Here is a 15790-nt window from a genome sequence, read left to right on the forward strand (position 1 = left end):
GGCCCCTTACCATGCACCCCTACCCACTGCAATGCGCACGACATTCGGGGCTTGGGGGCCTAGCGGCCGGGGGGCTCTCGGGGCAGCCAGACGACGAAGCGGGTGCCCCCTTGGGAGGACTCCACCGTGAGGCGTCCCCCATGGGCCACGGCCACCTGCCGGGCGATGTACAGCCCCAGGCCCAGGCCCTCCGCGCTGGCGGGGCGGCCCCGCCGGAAGGGCTCGAACAGGGTGGCGTGGTCCTCCACCGGCACCGTCAGCGAGTCATTGCGGATGGAGAGCGTCACGCCCCCCACCGCGCCCACCAGCTTCAGCAACACGGGCGTGGTGTCCGCGCTGTGCTGCAGGACGCTGCCCAGGAGGGTGTCCGCCAACTGCGTCAGTCGCGTCTCGTCCCAGTGGCCGCGCAAATCTCCCTGCGTCTCCATCAGCAGGGTGCGGCCGGGGTGGGCCTGCCGCCGCTCCTCCAGCACCCGCTCCACCAGCCGGTCCAGCATCAGCGACTCCGGGCGCACCGGCAGTCCGCCGGCCAGCCGGGCCCGGGTGAAGTCCAGCAGCTCGTGGATCATCCGCTCCATCCGCCGGGCCGCCTGGGCCATGTGCCCCACCAGCCGCTGCTGGGGCTCCTCCATCCCGCCGAGCCGCTGCAGGGCCCCGGTGCCCATCTGGATGGTCTGCAGGGGCGTGCGCAAGTCATTGCCCACCACGCCCAGGAGCTGCTCCCGGAAGTGCTCGGTGCGCTCGGCGCGCTCCTCCGCCGCCTTGCGCCCGCTGATGTCCCAGATGGCGGCCAGCCGCACCTGCCGGCCCTCCCACGTCACGTGCTTGCCCAGCACCTCCAGGGGGATGCGCTGGCCGTCCCGGCGCACGCACAGCACCTCGTAGGGTGTCTCCACCCCCCGGGCGACGGCGGACATGACGGCGGGGCGGTACTCCGGCGCCACCCACTCCACCAGGTGGTGGCCGATCAGCTCCCGGGGCGAGTCGTGGCCCAACAGGTGCGCCAGGGCGCGGTTGGCGTCCAGGACGACGCCATTCTCATGCAGGAAGTGCCCGTCGCAGGCCACGTCCGCGAGGCTGCGCATGTGCGACTCGCGCTCCTGCAGCCGCGTCTCCTCGCGCACACGCTCCGTGTCGTCGCGCAGCCACAGCACCACGCCCGCGAGCACCCCGGCCTGGTGCGCCGGAGACAGGCCCACGCGCAGGTGGAGCTCCCCGCTCGCGGGCGACAGCACGCCCGTCAGCGGCGCCTCCACCACGTTCTCCCCGGACAGGGCGCGCGACAGCAGCGGGGCCAGGGACACCGCGACCCTGGGCCATACGTCGACGAGGGGACGTCCCAGGTGCGCCCGCACCTCCATGCCCGACAGCGCCGCCAACGCGCCATTCACCCACACGGGCCGCAGCTCCCTGTCCAGCAGGGCGATGCCACAACCCGTCGCGTTCAGCAGCGCGCCAAGGAAGGGCCAGGCCTCTTCGGGGGCGACCGCGAAGAGCGGGCCACCGGGAAGGGGGTGAAACAGGGACTGCGGCATGTTGAGGTCGTCCAGAAAACCCGGGGTTACCCCGCGTTCCCTTGAGTATACCTCTGACCCAGGCCTACTGGAAATGCCGGTTTGCCCCGGACTGCGGGGTCCAGGGACGACCTGCGGAGTGGGCCACCAGGCGGCGGCCCGTACTCCGGGTGTTGCTAGTGGCGCTTCAACTCGCGGCGCATCTCCTCCAACTGGGTGCGGAGGCTGCCGTCGTAGAGGATGCTGCCCACCTGGGCGGAGACGCCACCGAGGAGGCTGGGGTCCACGCGCGTCTCCAGGATGACGTCGCGCTGGGTGATCTGCTGGAGCGACTGGCGGAGCTCGGCCAGGGTGTCGGCGGGCAGCACGGCGGCGGTGGTGACGTTGCCGCGCACGCGTCCGGCCCGGGCGTCGGCCATGTCGCGGAAGACGCGGGCGATGTCGGCCACGTAGGGCAGGCGGTTGCGGTCCACCAGCAGCCGCAGGGTGTTGGCCAGCACGGGCTCCAGGTGGGGGACCAGCTTCATGACCCCTTCCACGACCTGGGCACGCTGGGCGCGCGAGTAGATGGGGTTGTGAAGCACGTCCGCCATCTCCGGGTTCTTCGCGAAGATATCCGCGAAGGAGGAGAGCTGCTCGGATACGGCGTCGATGCGGCCCACCTCCGACGAAACGTCGAGGAGGGCACGGGCGTAGCGGCGGGCAATGGACACGTTCACCATGGCGGTCGCGCCCTTAGCATGGTGACCCAGGGCCGTCCACCTCCGCCGCCAACGTGCTCGGACGGACAGGGAAGCGACGTGCGGAGGGCAGGTCTGACGAGAGGGGGCTTGGCGAGGAGGCGGCAAGACCCGTACCGTGGGGTCCCGACCGCCCCCATGCACGACCCCGTCATCGGCATCGACCTGGGTACCACCAACAGCGCCGTCGCCACCGTGGAGGACGGCCGACCGCGCCTCATCCCCTCACGCGCGGGAGGCCGCCTCACGCCTTCCGTGCTCGGTGTGACGAAGGCCGGCGAGCGCGTCGTGGGGCAGCAAGCCCAAGCGCTCGCGGAGGAGCATCCCGACTCCGTTGTCTGGGCCACGAAGCGTTTCCTTGGCCGGCGCTACACGCCGGAACTGGTGCAACAGGCAAAGGCTCTCGTTCCCTATCCATTGGTCGCCGGCCCCTCGGGCGACGTGCGCGTGAAGCTGGCCGGGCGCGTGCTGCCCGTCACCCAGGTCTCCGCGATGATTCTCGGCGAGCTGGCACTCGACGCGCAGGCGCACTTCGGCCGCACCGTCACCAAGTGTGTCATCACCGTCCCCGCCAACTTCGACGACAACCAGCGCCAGGCCACGCGTGAAGCGGCCACCATCGCCGGGCTGGATGTCGTCCGGTTGGTGAACGAGCCCACCGCGGCGGCGCTCGCGTATGGCCTGTCGCGCGGCTTCGAGGGCAGCGCGCTGGTGTTCGACTTGGGCGGCGGCACGTTCGATGTCTCCATCCTCGACGTGAAGTCCGGCGTCTTCGAGGTGCGCGCCACCGGTGGTGACCCGCGCCTGGGTGGAGAGGACTTCGACCAGCGCATCGTCCAGTGGTTGCTGGCGCAGGTGGATGACGAGCTCCGCCACGTCGTGTCCCAGGATGCGCAGAGCCTGCGGCGCCTGAAGGTCGCGGCGGAGGCGGCCAAGCGCGAGTTGACGGAGCACGAGGAAGCGACTGTCACCGTGTCGGGGCTGGGCGACCATTCCGCGGGTGGGCGGCGCACGGAGCTGGAGACGGTGCTCACGCGCTCCTTCTTCGAGACGTTGTCGGAGCCGCTGTCCCGCCGCTGCCTGGAGGTGTGCCAGGGCGTGATGCGCGAGGCGAAGATGGACCCGCGCTCGGTGGACGTGGTGCTGCTGGTGGGTGGCATGACGCGCGTGCCGCTGGTGCGCCGGCTGGTGGCGGACTTCTTCGGCCGCGCGCCCTCCACGGACGTGCACCCGGACGAGGCGGTGGCGCTGGGCGCGGCGGTGCAGGCGGACGAGCTGCTTCGCCAGTCGGGTCAGGCGCTGCTGTTGGACGTGGCCAGCCAGAGCCTGGGCGTGGGCGTGCTGGGCGGACGCGTGAAGCGGCTCATCGCGAAGAACACGGGCGTGCCCGTCGTCGCGCGGGACATCTTCTTCCCCGGGACGTCCGGCCAGGCCGAGGCGCGCATCCCCGTGTACCAGGGCGAGAGCGAGTTCCAGGACGAGAACCACAAGCTGGGTGAAGTGGTGCTCAAGCACCTGCACGTGGCCGCGCGTGGTGACGTGCCGCTGGAGGTCGTCTTCGAGCTGTCCGGCGAGGCGATTCTTTCCGTGAAGGCCACGGACCTGACCACCGGCAACATGGAGACGGTGCGCCTGGAGGCGCGCGCGGGCCTGCCGCACGGCGAGGCGGAGAAGCTGGGCGCGGAGCAGGCGAACTACGCGAAGTCGCAGGGCGTGGTGGATGCGAAGCGCGCGGAGGAGCTGTTCCGCAAGCTGCTGGAGCGCGGCGAGAAGCTGGCGCGGATGCTCCAGAAGAGCGCGCAGGAGAACCCCAGTCCTGAGGCGGAGGCCGCGGTGGGCACGGTGCAGCGGCTGCTCGACGGCGGGCGCACCGCGCTGGAAGGCAAGGACGCGGCGAAGTGCGCCGCCATCGCCCGGCAGCTCACGCAGTTGTTGTCCGGCAAGCAGGAGCCGCGCGCCTGACCATGAATGTCCCCACCTCCACCACGCGCGAGGCCGTGTTCGTGGTGGATGACTCGCGCACCGCGCGCGAGGTGGTGAGGCTGCATCTGGCCAGGCTGGGCTGCGAGCCGGTGACGCTGGACGGCGGCGAGGCGTGTCTGTCCGAGCTCGCGCGCCGCGCGCCCATGCTCATCCTGATGGACCTGCGCATGGAGCGCATGCAGGGCGATGAGGTGTGCCGCGCGGTGAAGGCACACCCGGCCGGCCGCAACGTGCCCGTCATCATGTTCACCTCCGCGGGCGAGCCGCACGAGGTGATGCACTGCTGGCGCGCGGGCGCCGACGACTTCCTGCCCAAGCCCGTGGCGCTGGAGGCGCTCCAGGCGAAGCTCGTGGCCGTGCGCGGCGCGAAGGAGCGCGCGAAGGAAGGCCCGCCGAAGGGGCGCCGCATGCTGCTCGTCGAAGGCGGGCGCTTCCTCCACACCTTCCTGGGCGGCGCGCTGGAGCAGGAGGGACTGCACGTCCTCTACGCGCGTGACGCGGTGGACGCGGAGAAGCTCGCGAACGAGCACGCCGCGCAGTTGGACGGCTTCCTCGTGGATGTCTCTCGTGCGCCGCGCGAGACGCTGGCCCTGGCCGCGCGGCTGCGCGACGCGAACCCGAAGAAGCCGCTGGTGCTGTTGTCTCGCGCGGAGGAGTCCACGGACGTGCTCGCCCGTGCGCAGGCGCTCGCCGGGGCGCCGCTGTTGGAGAAGCGGCACCTGGGCGCGGATGAGTTGCTGGGGCGCGTGCTGTCGCGGCTCGTCCCGGAGCGCGTGCCCCTGCGGGCCGCGGAGCGTGTGCCCTTCTTCACCGTGGTGGAGTTCGCCCCGGTGGGCGGTGGCGCGACGTTGACGGGCTTCAGCCACGACGCCAGCCCCGACGCCCTCTTCGTGCGCACCCTCACCCCCGCGCGCGAGGGGACGAAGCTGACGCTGAAGGTGCTGCTCGCCGGGCAGCGCACGCCCTGCTCGGCCGAGGCCACCGTCGTCTGGTCCAACCCGCCCCGCACCCCAGGCCCCTTCCGTGCTCCCGCGGGCATGGGCCTGCGACTGGAGCGCATGGACCCGGCGCTGACGCAGCAGTTCGTCCGCTTCGTGCCCAGGACCCACGGTTTTTCCCCCTCGGGGACTCCTCGCTCCTCAGGTTTCTGAGAGGCCTCGCCTCCCGCAACCCCCTGGAAATCCCGGAGTCCGCTGTCTGCCCGGTGCTGGCATGACGGTGGCAAGAGCGCGCCCGGACCGCGCAGCCACCCGGACGTAGCGGGCTGGACGAGCCAGCTCGCGCACCGGGTGGGGCCAAGACGCGACAAGGGAGAAGCCTCATGCGGCAATGGAAGCGCTACGGGTGGGTGGGACTGGCGGCGGTGGCGGCGGTGGGCTGCGGGGATGACCCGGAGTACGCGAAGGTAGAGAACGAGCCGGTGCAGCAGCAGGCCCGGCTGGAGTCCTTCGAGGAGTGTGCTCCGCTGGAGCAGTACATCGAGGACACGGCGACCCGGCGCATGCGCGCGTCGCTGGAGCAGGCCCGGCCTCGACATGGCGGCTGGCTGTTCGGTGATGGCTCGATGCCTCCGACGGTGGGCATGCCCACGGAGGGCGACGCCAACGGCGGCGGGGCGCCGCGCGGGCCGGATGACTACACGGGGACCAACAACCAGGTGGCGGGCGTGCACGAGGCGGACTTCGTGCAGAACGACGGCACCCGCATCTTCGTGCTGTCCGGGCCCCGACTGTACCTGCACCGCTCCTGGCCCGCGGAGCAGCTCACCCTGGCCTCGTCGATGGAAATCCAGGGCTGGCCCCGGGAGATGCTCTACGACAAGGAGCGCCAGCGACTGGTCATCACCTCGCAGGTGGACGACGACCGTCCGGGACGTCCCACGGTGTGGGGTGGCTCGCTGATGACCGGCGCGCCCGTCATGGACTGCGCGGGCGTGGGCTTCCGGTGTGGCTACATGGGCGGCGACACGCTGAAGGTCACCGTGGTGGACGTGTCGGACCTGGCCGCGCCCAAGGTGAAGCAGCAGGTGTTCCTGCCGGGCTCGTATCTCAGCGCCCGTCGCGTGGACGGCGCGGTCCGGCTGGTGCTGTCGGACGACTTCCGTTGGCCGGCGGACGTGCGCTTCTACCCCGAGTACTCGCCGTCGCTGAACCGCAGCCAGAAGAAGATGAACGAGGCCATCGACGCGCTCATCGCGAAGAATGAGCAGCTCATCCGGGCGCAGACGCTGACGGACTGGGTGGCGCCGGGCAAGCACGTGGCCGAGGACGGAACCGTCACGCCGCTGCCCGTGTCGTGCGGGGACTTCTACCGCTCCAACGCGCCCACCGGGCTGGGCTTCGTGACGGTGCTGTCGCTGGATTTGGACGCCGCGGAGGGCGCGGCGCCGCTGGGCCGCACCAGCATCGTGTCCGCGCCGGGCACGGTGTACGCGTCTCCGGACGCGCTCTACCTGGCGGCGTCCCACTGGTGGTGGTGGCCGGAGGCGAACCAGTCCGACCACACGTACCTGCACAAGTTCGACCTCAGTGCGCCGAACCGCGCGGCGTACGCGGGCAGCGGCACGCTGGAGGGCAGCCTGGTGAACCAGTTCGCCATGGACGAGCACGAGGGCGTGCTGCGCGTGGCCACCACGGTGAGCACCTGGCGCGTCGACCCCAACACCAACGGCAATGGCGTGTCGGCCCCCAACACGATGGAGACCCACAGCCGGGTCGTCACGTTCGGCGCCGAGGGCGGACACCTCCAGGAGCTGGGCCGTAGCGAGGACCTGGCGTCGGGCGAGCGCATCTTCAGCGCGCGCTTCGTGGGCAAGAAGGGCTACGTCGTCACCTTCCGCCAGACGGACCCGCTCTTCACCTTCGACCTGAGTGACCCCGCGCACCCGCGCAAGGTGGGCGAGCTGAAGATTCCGGGCTTCTCCACGTACATCCACCCGCTGGGTGACACGCACCTGCTCACCTTCGGCGAGGACCGCGCCGAGGACGGCAGCTGGACGAGCCGCGCGCTGAAGCTGTCGCTGTTCGACGTGAGTGATTTGGCCCACCCGAAGGAGGCCTTCACGCACCGGATGGGCGGGACGAGCAGCTACAGCGACGCGCAGGGCGACCACAAGGCGTTCAACTTCTTCCCCGCCAAGGGCCTGCTGGCGCTCCCCTTCACGGACTGGGATTACAGCGGCTACGACTACTGGACGGGCTTCAAGAGCGAGCTGCGCGTGTTCCGCGTGGACACGGCCACGGGCTTCACGCCGGTGGGCGCGCTGTCGATGAAGGACGTGTACCAGAGCTTCAACGAGCCGCAGTGGAACTGGTACTGGTCGCCCTCCGTGCGCCGCAGCGTCATGGCGGATGACTACGTGTACGCCATCTCCGACGCGGGCATCCGCGTGTCGAAGGCGGACTCGCTCCAGACGCCCGTGGCCACCACGCGCTTCCAGCCGCCCGTGCGCTGAAGTCGCACCCGCGTCGAGACGACGTGGCGATGACGTGACGGGTCGGGGCCCTCGGGACCGTGGATGTCCGGGGGCCCCTCTCTTTTTTTGACGAAGGAGTCCCCCGCCCGGGCAGGTCAGGTGGGCGAGCGGCGAGGCGTCCCTCGCGATTGGCGCATTCCATGCCGGAAGGCGCTATAGGCCGGGCCGTCATGTCCACCGCCGTCGCACCCTCCGCTCCGTCGCAGCCGCAGACCCGTCGCGGGCTCATCGTCGCGGAGTTTCGCGCGCTGACCCGGCTCGCCGTGCCCATCGCCATCGCCCAGGGCGGCCAGGCCCTCATGGGGTTGGTGGACACGCTCGTGGTGGGGCGTGCGGGCACCTCCGCGCTGGCCTCGGTGGGACTGGGCAATGGCCTGTTCTTCGCCATGAGCGGCTTCGGCATCGGGCTGATGATGGGCTTCGACCCGCTGCTGTCCCAGGCGGTGGGGGCCAAGGCCATGGCGCGGGCCCGGGCGCTGCTCTGGCAAGGCGGCTGGATGTCCCTGTTCGCCGGCCTGCTGCTGGGCGGCCTGCTGCTGTTGACGCCGTTGCTGCTGCCACTGGCGGGCATTGGCGCGACGGAAATCGACGGCGCCTGGGACTACCTGCTGTGGCGCGCTCCGAGCATGCCCCTGATGCTGGCCTTCATGACGATGCGCTCCTATCTCCAGTCCACCGCTTTCACGCGGCCCCTGGTGGTGGCGACGGTGCTGGCCAACGTCCTGAACCTGTTCGCGGACATCCTGCTGGTGTTCGGTGGCGCGGGGCTGCCGGAGTACTTCGGGCCGCTGCGCGCGGTGCCCGCCATGGGCGTCGCGGGCTCGGCGCTGGCGACGACGCTGTGCACGTTGTTGCAGTTGGGCGTGGTGATGTTCGCGGTGTCCAGGCTGCCCGCGGAGCGCGGAGCGCGGCCCACGCGCCTGCCGGTGTGGAAGGACCTGGCGCAGGCGGCGCGGGTGGGCGTGCCCATCGGCCTGCACATCGCGGCGGAGATTGGCGTCTTCGCGCTGGCGGGCGTGCTGGCGGCGGGGCTGGGGCCGGCCAGCGTGGGCGCGCATCAAATCGCCATCGCCTTTTCGAGCGTCACCTTCACGGTGGCCATGGGCATCGGCAACGCCGGCAGCGTCCGGGTGGGCTGGGCGGTGGGCGCGCACGACACGCCCAGGGCGAGGCTGAGCGGCTTCATGGCCTTCGCGGGAGGCGCGGGCTTCATGGCGGTGGGTGCCCTGGTGTTCGCCCTGTTCCCCACGGCGCTGGCGAAGCTGGCGGGAGCGCCGGATGACGTGCTTCCGCTGGTGGTGCCCCTGCTGATGGTGAGCGCCATCTTCCAGGTGTTCGACGGCGTGCAGGGCGTGGGCGCGGGCGTGCTGCGCGGCGCCGGAGACACCCGCTTCACCTTCCTGGCCAACCTGGTGGGGCACTACGCCATCGGCCTGCCGCTCACCTGGCTGCTGGGCTTCAAGCTGGGGCTGGGCGTGGTGGGCATCTGGTGGGGCCTGTGCGCGGGGCTCATCGCGGTGGCCCTGTCGCTGCTCTGGCGCTTCAACCATGTGAGCGCTGGCACGCTGCGTCCGCTCGATGCCTGATTGGGGCCCGGGCCCGGCGACTACCAGGGCAGGTACTGCTGAATCATCTCCCGCCACACGGGCCAGTCGTGGTTGCCGCCCTGCCAGATGGCGAGCTGGTGGGCCAGGTCCTTCTTCCACAGCAGGCTGGAGAGGTGCTCGTTGGAGCCTCGGCAGAAGTCGTGCTCTCCCACCGCGAGCACCATCTCCACGCGCTGGAGCGCGGCGAGCTGCTGGCCGTCGGTGACGTTGGGCAGCCACTGCGTGGCGGAGTGGTAGTAGACGTCCGTGTCCTGGTGGCCGTCGAGGAACTCGTCCGTCTCGAACTTGCCGCCCATGGAGATGAGCCGGCGGAAGACGTGCGGGTGGCGCAGGCCCACGTTGTACGTGTGGAAGCCGCCGAAGCTGCACCCGGCCAGGGTGAGCCGGCCTCCCGTGCCGCGACTCAAGAGCAGCGGCACCACCTCGTGCAGCAGGTAGGCCTCCCACTCCTGGTGGCGGGCGATGCGGTCATGCGGATGGATGGACTTGTTGAACCACGACTCCTCGTCCACCGAGTCCGGACACACGACGACGTAGCGGCCGGACTGGATGCGGTCGGCGATGGCGCCGATGAGGCCGAAGTCCTCTGCCTGGAAGAAGCGCCCCCGGCTGGTGGGGAGCAGCAGCACCGGTTCCCCGGAGTGGCCGAAGACCAGCAACTCCATGTCCCGATGCAGGCGCTCGCTGTGCCAGCGGAGGTATTCGCGGTTCATGGGCGGCAACTTAACCGCGCCGCGTCAACGACTGGCAATGACATGCGGGCTTCGCGTCCGCACTACGTACGAGTGAACACCTCGCGTCGCGCGTGACGCCCCTGGGGTCCGTGACGTCCCACCCCTGATGGCGAGTCACGGGGACGTCGCGAGCCCTCGCGCGACAGGGTTGTGGCGTGTGGAACCGCTCCGAGGGCGTCGGGCCATCCTTCCGGGTCTGGTGGGGTGGGCGAAACTCTCCGGATTTCCGGGTGATAATCGACGAGGGGATTTCTCGTGGTTTTACCTGAGGGCCGGACATGTCCAGTGTGAGCGGCAGTACCAGTGGCAGCAGGGGCGCGGACAGCGCCAGCAGGTCTGGCTCCTCCACCCGGTCCGAGTCGACCGAGTCCGCCCGCGCGGATGCGGCGAAGGCGGAGGCCGCGAAGGCCGAAGCCGCGAAGGTCGAGGCGGCGAACGTCGAGGCGGCCGCGGTGGCTCAGGCGGTCCAGGCGTCGCTGAAGGTGGACGCCTTCACGGCGGCGCCGGCCGCGGCGCCGGTGGAGCTCAACCCCCAGCTGTCGATGCTGTCGCCCACGCCCATCTCCCAGCAGGCGGTGGCGGAACAGCCGCCGAGCATCACGATGGACTCGATGCTGTCCGCCACGCCCCTGGGGACGCCGACGTCCTTCACGGGCACCCTGAGCACGCAGGGGCTGATGGCGGCGGCCAACAGGCTGGAGACGCCGGCGATGCGCGAGGCCTGGAGCGGCTCGCAGCTCGCGGCGCAGCGGGCCAAGGACATCGCGACCGAGATGGGCTTCTCCGTGTCGAGCACCAAGCGCACCAAGACGGGGTCGATTGGCTCGAAGTCCACCTCCGACCACCACACGTCGCAGACGAACGCGTATGCCTATGACTTCCCGGCGGAGGGAGCGAAGGGCACCCAGTTGGCCGAGGCGATTGCCAAGGCGTATGGCTTTCCCGTCGACCAGCTCGGCACGTACCACAAGCAGCCGTTCACGTTTCAGGACAAGGAGTACCGGGTCCAGGTGCTCTGGGGCTCGGGCATCGACCACGACGACCACGTGCACGTGGGCGTTCGCAGCCTGGACTGACGCGCGCGGCGTCACCGGTTGATGCGAGGGCGGGCGGCCCGGGGAGTGATTCCCGGGAGCCCGCCCTTCGCCTTTTCGTGGACCAGGCTGTCGTGCTCAGTCCGGCCAGTTGCCTTCGAGGGGATGGGGCCCGTCGGTGAAGGCTCGCACCAGGTGCGTGCCGCCGACGAAGGCGCCGGCCCAGGAGCCGCCCTTGCCTCCGAAGGACTCCTCGCGGTCTCCGCGTGAGCGCAGCTTGTTGATGCCGACCTTGAAGGCGTGGAGCCGCGCGGCGATGCGCTCGGCGAGGCCGGGGTCGTCCGTGGCCACGGAGGCCACGAGCGCGCCGTTGGAGACGTTGGCCTCTTTCACGAGCTCCTCCTCGGAGTCGACGGAGATGAGCACGTCGATGGGTCCGAAGGGCTCGCGCAGGTACAGCTCACTGTCGCGCTGGACGCCGAAGAGCAGGGTGGGCGGGAGGTAGGCGCCGCGCTCCTGTTGCGCGGTGAAGGCGTCCTCGGCGAGCTCACCCTGGAACAGCACCGCGGTGCCGTGCTCTTTCGCGTCCGCGATGAGGGCGCGCAGCTCCTCGCCCTTGCTGGATGAGATGAGGGGCCCGAAGTCCACGGGCGCGCCGAGGAGCGGATTGCCGACGCGCAACGTCGACACGGCGTCCACGTAGGTGCGCACGAACTTGGGGACGAGGGACTGCTCGACGACCCAGCGCGTGTAGGCGGTGCAGCGCTGCTTGCCGAAGTCGAAGCCCGCGCGAATCTGCTGGCCGAGCTTGTCCCAGTCCGTGAAGGAGGTGATGGCGTAGGCATTCACGCCTTCCATCTCGAGTGCGTAGCGCTTGTCGGTGGCGCGCAGGCGGCGGTGGACCTCGGCGCCGTTGGCTCGGCCGCCGATGAAGGCGACGCCCGCGATGCGCGGGTGGGCGACGAGTGACTCGGAGAGGTCCCTGCCGCGTCCGCCCGCGAGCGAGACAGGCAGCTTCGCGCGGCGCAGCAGGGCGAAGGCGATGGTGAGCGAGACGCCGCCACCCTGGGTGGGAATCTTCGCGATGACCGAGTTGCCCGCGAGCGCCTGGACGAGCACGTTGAGCAGCAGCACGGAGAAGGGATAGTTCCAGGAGGCGATGTTCGACACGAGGCCGAGCGGTTGCCGGCTCTCGAGCATCGGGCCTATCTGCTCCAGGTACCACTCGATGCCCGCGAGGCACCGGTCCACGTCGTTGTAGGCGGTGGGCAGCGTCTTGCCGATATCCCACGCGAGGATTCGCACGAGCAGGTCGCGGTGCTCCTCGAGCAGGTCCACGGCCGCGATGACGGCGCGGCTGCGGTCCTCGAGGGAGCGGGCCGCCCAGGGGATGAACTCGGAGGCGGCCTTCTCGACGCCCGTGGCGACCTGGGCGGCGTCGAGCAGTGGCAGCTCGGCGAGGACCTTGCCGTCGATGGGAGAGATGGCGTCGAACCAGGCGGGTGGCTTGACCCAGGCTCCCGCAATCGGAGAGAGCAGTCGTCCTTGAGAGTCGAAAGCCTCTGGGACCACGCGTCTGGCTTCAGCCAGCAGACGGCGGCTTTCGAGGTGAAGAAGGGGCTCGCCAACGAGTTCGGTATCCAGCACGGTGCACCTCCTCGTGCGTCGGGATTCACTCTGAATCCGCTCAAACCGAGGCCCATGACGAGCCGCGGCGTGGGCGGAATATCGTCACGCGAGTTCGGTCTGTCTGGGCAAGCAGGCAAGGGCCCGGCGGGACGGTGGAGAATGGGACGCTGAGCAGACGAGGGAGCGGACGCGATGATTCGGCTGAGTGCACAACAGAAGGTCCAGAGGCTGCTGCGAGTCTTCACGCGAGGCGGTGGGCCGGGTGAGCGGACCCGTTCGTTCGAGGACTTCCCCGTGGAGGTGCAGGGACAGCTCCTGGAGTTGGCGAGGCTGCGTGAGGGGGAGCTTCCGGTGCTCGCGTGCGTGCTGGAGGAGGCGCGGTGGGTGTTGCTCACCACGAGCCGGGTGGTGATTCGGCGAGTCGAGGGCGTGCGAGAGGTCGACTGGGGGGAACTCAAGGATGCGACGACGGATGGCTTGCACGTCGATGCGGCGCTGGCGTCGGGAGCGCGCGGGAAGCTGGCGCTGAATCGGCTGAAGCTGGTGCGGCATGAGGGCGAGGCCGTCGAGCTGGAGCTGGAAGCGGGGCCTCCGTTCTTCGGCATGTGGAACGCGCTGAAGGCCGTGGCGTCTCCGCACTCGCCGAACTGGACGCAGTGATGTCGCGGGTGCCGTCCATCCCCCTCGGGGAGTAGAGACGCCCCGAGCGGGCGGTGTCATACCTCTTCGTGATGTGAGGAATTGACCGCTCCGCGCGCCGCGCGGTGACGACCACCCACGCGTGCGCTGTACGGTGATTGAGATGACCTGGGCGGTTCAGTCAGGTCATGGGGGATTGCGATGGCAGAGGATGAGGCGCCGCGTGTCTTGACGGAGGAGCCCCTCGCTCATGTCACGGAGACGATGCGCCCGCATCTGCTCCGTGAGCATCTGGAGGCTGTCGGGAGTCTCGCCGAGGAGTTCGCCCCTCGCGAGGACATGAAGGTGCCAGCGCTCGCGTCGGGGCGCTGGCATGACCTGGGAAAATACAGACCCCCGTTCCAGTTCCGCATCCGGAAGGAGAATGGCTTCGAGGCACACCTCGAAGGCGATGCATTGGCGGACCGCGACCATGCGACCGCCGGGGCGCTGTGGGCGCTGGGCATGGACCCCAGGCTCCTATCCGTGGCGATGGCCATCGCGGGTCACCATGGTGGCCTGTCGGACCTGGAGAAGTTCAAGGAGCGCATCGGACGTCCGGAGAAGAAGGCGCTCCTCCAGGAAGCCCTGGCTTCGGGCATTCCCGAAGGACTCCGCGCGTCTCCGGTGGGACTGTCTGGCGAGTCCCTGCTGAAGCGCTCACGGCACCGGCTCGAGTTCTGGACGCGGATGCTCTTCTCGTCGCTCGTTGACGCCGACTTCCTCGACACCGAGGCGTTCTTCGACGCCACCCGTGGCACGGAGCGGCGGGTCGGCGTGACGCTGGAGCAGCTCACCGCCGCGCTGCGCGCGTTCATGGATAGGAAACAGGGTGGGGCGCCAGACACGGAGGTGAACCGTGTGCGCCGGGAGGTGCTCTCCTCGGTGTTCGCGGCGGCTCCGAATCCTCCAGGAGTCTTCAGCCTCACCGTGCCCACGGGTGGTGGAAAGACGCTCGCGTCCATGGCCTTCGCGCTGGAGCACGCCCGCGCCCGCGGGCTCCGGCGCGTCATCGTCGCCATCCCCTACACGTCCATCATCGAGCAGAGCGCCGCCGTTTACCGAGAGGCTTTTGGTGCGCATGGAAGCGCGGTCATCGAGCACCACTCCGCGGTGGACCCGCGACGCGAGACGCCGCGCAACCGGGTGGCCAGTGAGAACTGGGACGCGCCGGTCGTCGTCACCACCACCGTGCAGCTTCTGGAGAGCCTCTTCGCGAACCGTCCGTCGGCGTGTCGCAAGCTGCACAACATCGCTCGCAGCGTCATCGTGCTCGATGAGGCGCAGACGCTTCCGCCAGCGCTCCTGATGACCATCCTGGATGGACTGGGCACGCTGGTCGAGGACTACGGCTGCTCGGTGGTCATCTGCACCGCGACGCAGCCCGCGCTGGGACAGCGACCGGATTTTCCGATGGGGTTCCCGGCCGTTCGAGAGCTGGTGCCGCCGGTGTTGCGCGCGTTCGAGCGCCTGCGCCGCGTGAAGGTCCAGTGGCCGAAGGGACGGGAGAAGACCTCCTACGCCGAGCTGGCCGAGGCCGTGGCGCGCGAGCAGGACGTGCTCGTGGTGGTCCACAAGCGTGATGACGCGCGCGTGCTCTATGAGCGGGTGGAGGCCCTGCTGGGGAATCCCGGGACGACGCTGCACCTGTCCGCGCTGATGTGTCCCGAGCATCGTTCCTCGGTGCTGCGAGACATCAAGGCGCGCAAGCAGCGCGGGGAGCCCGTGCGGCTGGTGGCGACCCAGTTGGTGGAGGCGGGAGTGGACCTCGACTTCCGCGTTGTCTACCGGTGCATGGCGGGATTCGAGGCACTCGCGCAGGCCGCGGGGCGGTGCAACCGCGAGGGCCTGTTGAGTGGGCTCGGGGAGCTGCGCGTCTTCGAGGCGGAGACGGAGCCTCCGCCTGGAGTCCTCCAGACGGCGCTGGGCGTCGCCAGGACGATGCTGGCTCAGCGGCCGGACCTGGACCTGTTCGCGCCAGAGACCTTCAAACGCTACTTCGAGCGGCTCTATGCCACGGCGGTCAGCGACGGCAAGGGCATCCAGGACATGCGCAAGGCGCTGCGCTTCGAGGCGGTCTCCGAGCACTTCAAGCTCGTGGAGGACAAATGGAGCGCGCCTGTCGTCGTGCCCTACGCGGGCTGCGAGCCGTTGCTGGAGGAGCTGCGGTTGCTGGGGCCTTCACGTGACCGCTTGCGAGCCTTGCAGCGCTTCACGGTGACTGTGCCTCGCAAGGTGCGCGAGCAGTGGGTGGCGCGCGAGCTGGCGCGGTTCGTCGCGGACACTGTGGTGTTCCTCGGGCCGGAGCACGTGCCCGCGTACGACAAGAAGTTCGGCCTGGTGCCGACCCGGGTCGGGGTGCTCGACCCGGGAGTGCTCATCCCCGGTTGATGGAC

At 69.9% G+C, this 15790-nt stretch carries 11 protein-coding genes; 7 read left to right on the plus strand and 4 right to left on the minus strand.

Annotated features, from left to right (window positions below; genetic code table 11):
• Nucleotides 1-59: 59 nt before the first annotated feature.
• Together G4D83_RS38625 and atpH are read right to left on the minus strand one after the other, a co-directional pair.
• Nucleotides 60-1535: a PAS domain-containing sensor histidine kinase gene (locus tag G4D83_RS38625; protein ID WP_163869932.1), complete on the minus strand. Its 1476-nt coding sequence runs from the start codon at nt 1533-1535 to the stop codon at nt 60-62.
• A 155-nt stretch (nt 1536-1690) separates the two neighbouring features.
• Entirely contained in the window at nt 1691-2236 is a 546-nt protein-coding gene (atpH, locus tag G4D83_RS38630) for an ATP synthase F1 subunit delta (protein ID WP_163869933.1), read from the minus strand.
• A 156-nt stretch (nt 2237-2392) separates the two neighbouring features.
• Here atpH and G4D83_RS38635 point away from each other — a divergent pair, with 156 nt between their 5' ends.
• The 4 genes from G4D83_RS38635 (at nt 2393) to G4D83_RS38650 (ending at nt 9298) form a co-directional block, all read left to right on the plus strand.
• Nucleotides 2393-4216, plus strand: coding sequence for an Hsp70 family protein (locus tag G4D83_RS38635; RefSeq protein WP_163869934.1), 1824 nt, complete (start codon nt 2393-2395; stop codon nt 4214-4216).
• A 2-nt stretch (nt 4217-4218) separates the two neighbouring features.
• A complete protein-coding gene (locus tag G4D83_RS47030; RefSeq protein WP_163869935.1) occupies nt 4219-5388 on the plus strand; it encodes a TIGR02266 family protein in 1170 nt (389 codons plus the stop codon).
• A gap of 170 nt (nt 5389-5558) precedes the next feature.
• Entirely contained in the window at nt 5559-7691 is a 2133-nt protein-coding gene (locus tag G4D83_RS38645; RefSeq protein ID WP_163869936.1) for a beta-propeller domain-containing protein, read from the plus strand.
• A gap of 191 nt (nt 7692-7882) precedes the next feature.
• On the plus strand, nt 7883-9298 hold the full coding sequence (locus G4D83_RS38650; RefSeq protein WP_163869937.1) for an MATE family efflux transporter: 1416 nt from the start codon (nt 7883-7885) through the stop codon (nt 9296-9298).
• Between the two features lie 20 nt (nt 9299-9318).
• Here G4D83_RS38650 and G4D83_RS38655 read toward each other — a convergent pair whose 3' ends face one another.
• On the minus strand, nt 9319-10032 hold the full coding sequence (locus G4D83_RS38655; protein WP_163869938.1) for an esterase family protein: 714 nt from the start codon (nt 10030-10032) through the stop codon (nt 9319-9321).
• A gap of 299 nt (nt 10033-10331) precedes the next feature.
• On the opposite strand from G4D83_RS38655, the gene G4D83_RS38660 reads away from it, so the two are divergent.
• The gene (locus G4D83_RS38660) at nt 10332-11129 is read left to right on the plus strand and encodes a hypothetical protein (protein WP_163869889.1); all 798 of its coding nucleotides are present in this window, start codon (nt 10332-10334) and stop codon (nt 11127-11129) included.
• A 96-nt stretch (nt 11130-11225) separates the two neighbouring features.
• On the opposite strand, the gene G4D83_RS38665 is transcribed toward G4D83_RS38660, so the two are convergent.
• On the minus strand, nt 11226-12659 hold the full coding sequence (locus G4D83_RS38665; RefSeq protein WP_240357066.1) for an aldehyde dehydrogenase family protein: 1434 nt from the start codon (nt 12657-12659) through the stop codon (nt 11226-11228).
• Nucleotides 12660-12908: 249 nt separating this feature from the next.
• Between G4D83_RS38665 and G4D83_RS38670 the strand changes: the two genes are divergently transcribed.
• Entirely contained in the window at nt 12909-13376 is a 468-nt protein-coding gene (locus G4D83_RS38670; RefSeq protein ID WP_163869940.1) for a hypothetical protein, read from the plus strand.
• A gap of 207 nt (nt 13377-13583) precedes the next feature.
• Nucleotides 13584-15785 carry a CRISPR-associated endonuclease Cas3'' gene (locus G4D83_RS38675; RefSeq protein WP_240357067.1) on the plus strand — a complete coding sequence of 734 codons (2202 nt, stop codon included), beginning with the start codon at nt 13584-13586 and terminating at the stop codon, nt 15783-15785.
• Nucleotides 15786-15790: the final 5 nt, after the last annotated feature.

It is taken from the genome of Myxococcus eversor, from assembly GCF_010894455.1.
Lineage (GTDB): Bacteria > Myxococcota > Myxococcia > Myxococcales > Myxococcaceae > Myxococcus > Myxococcus eversor.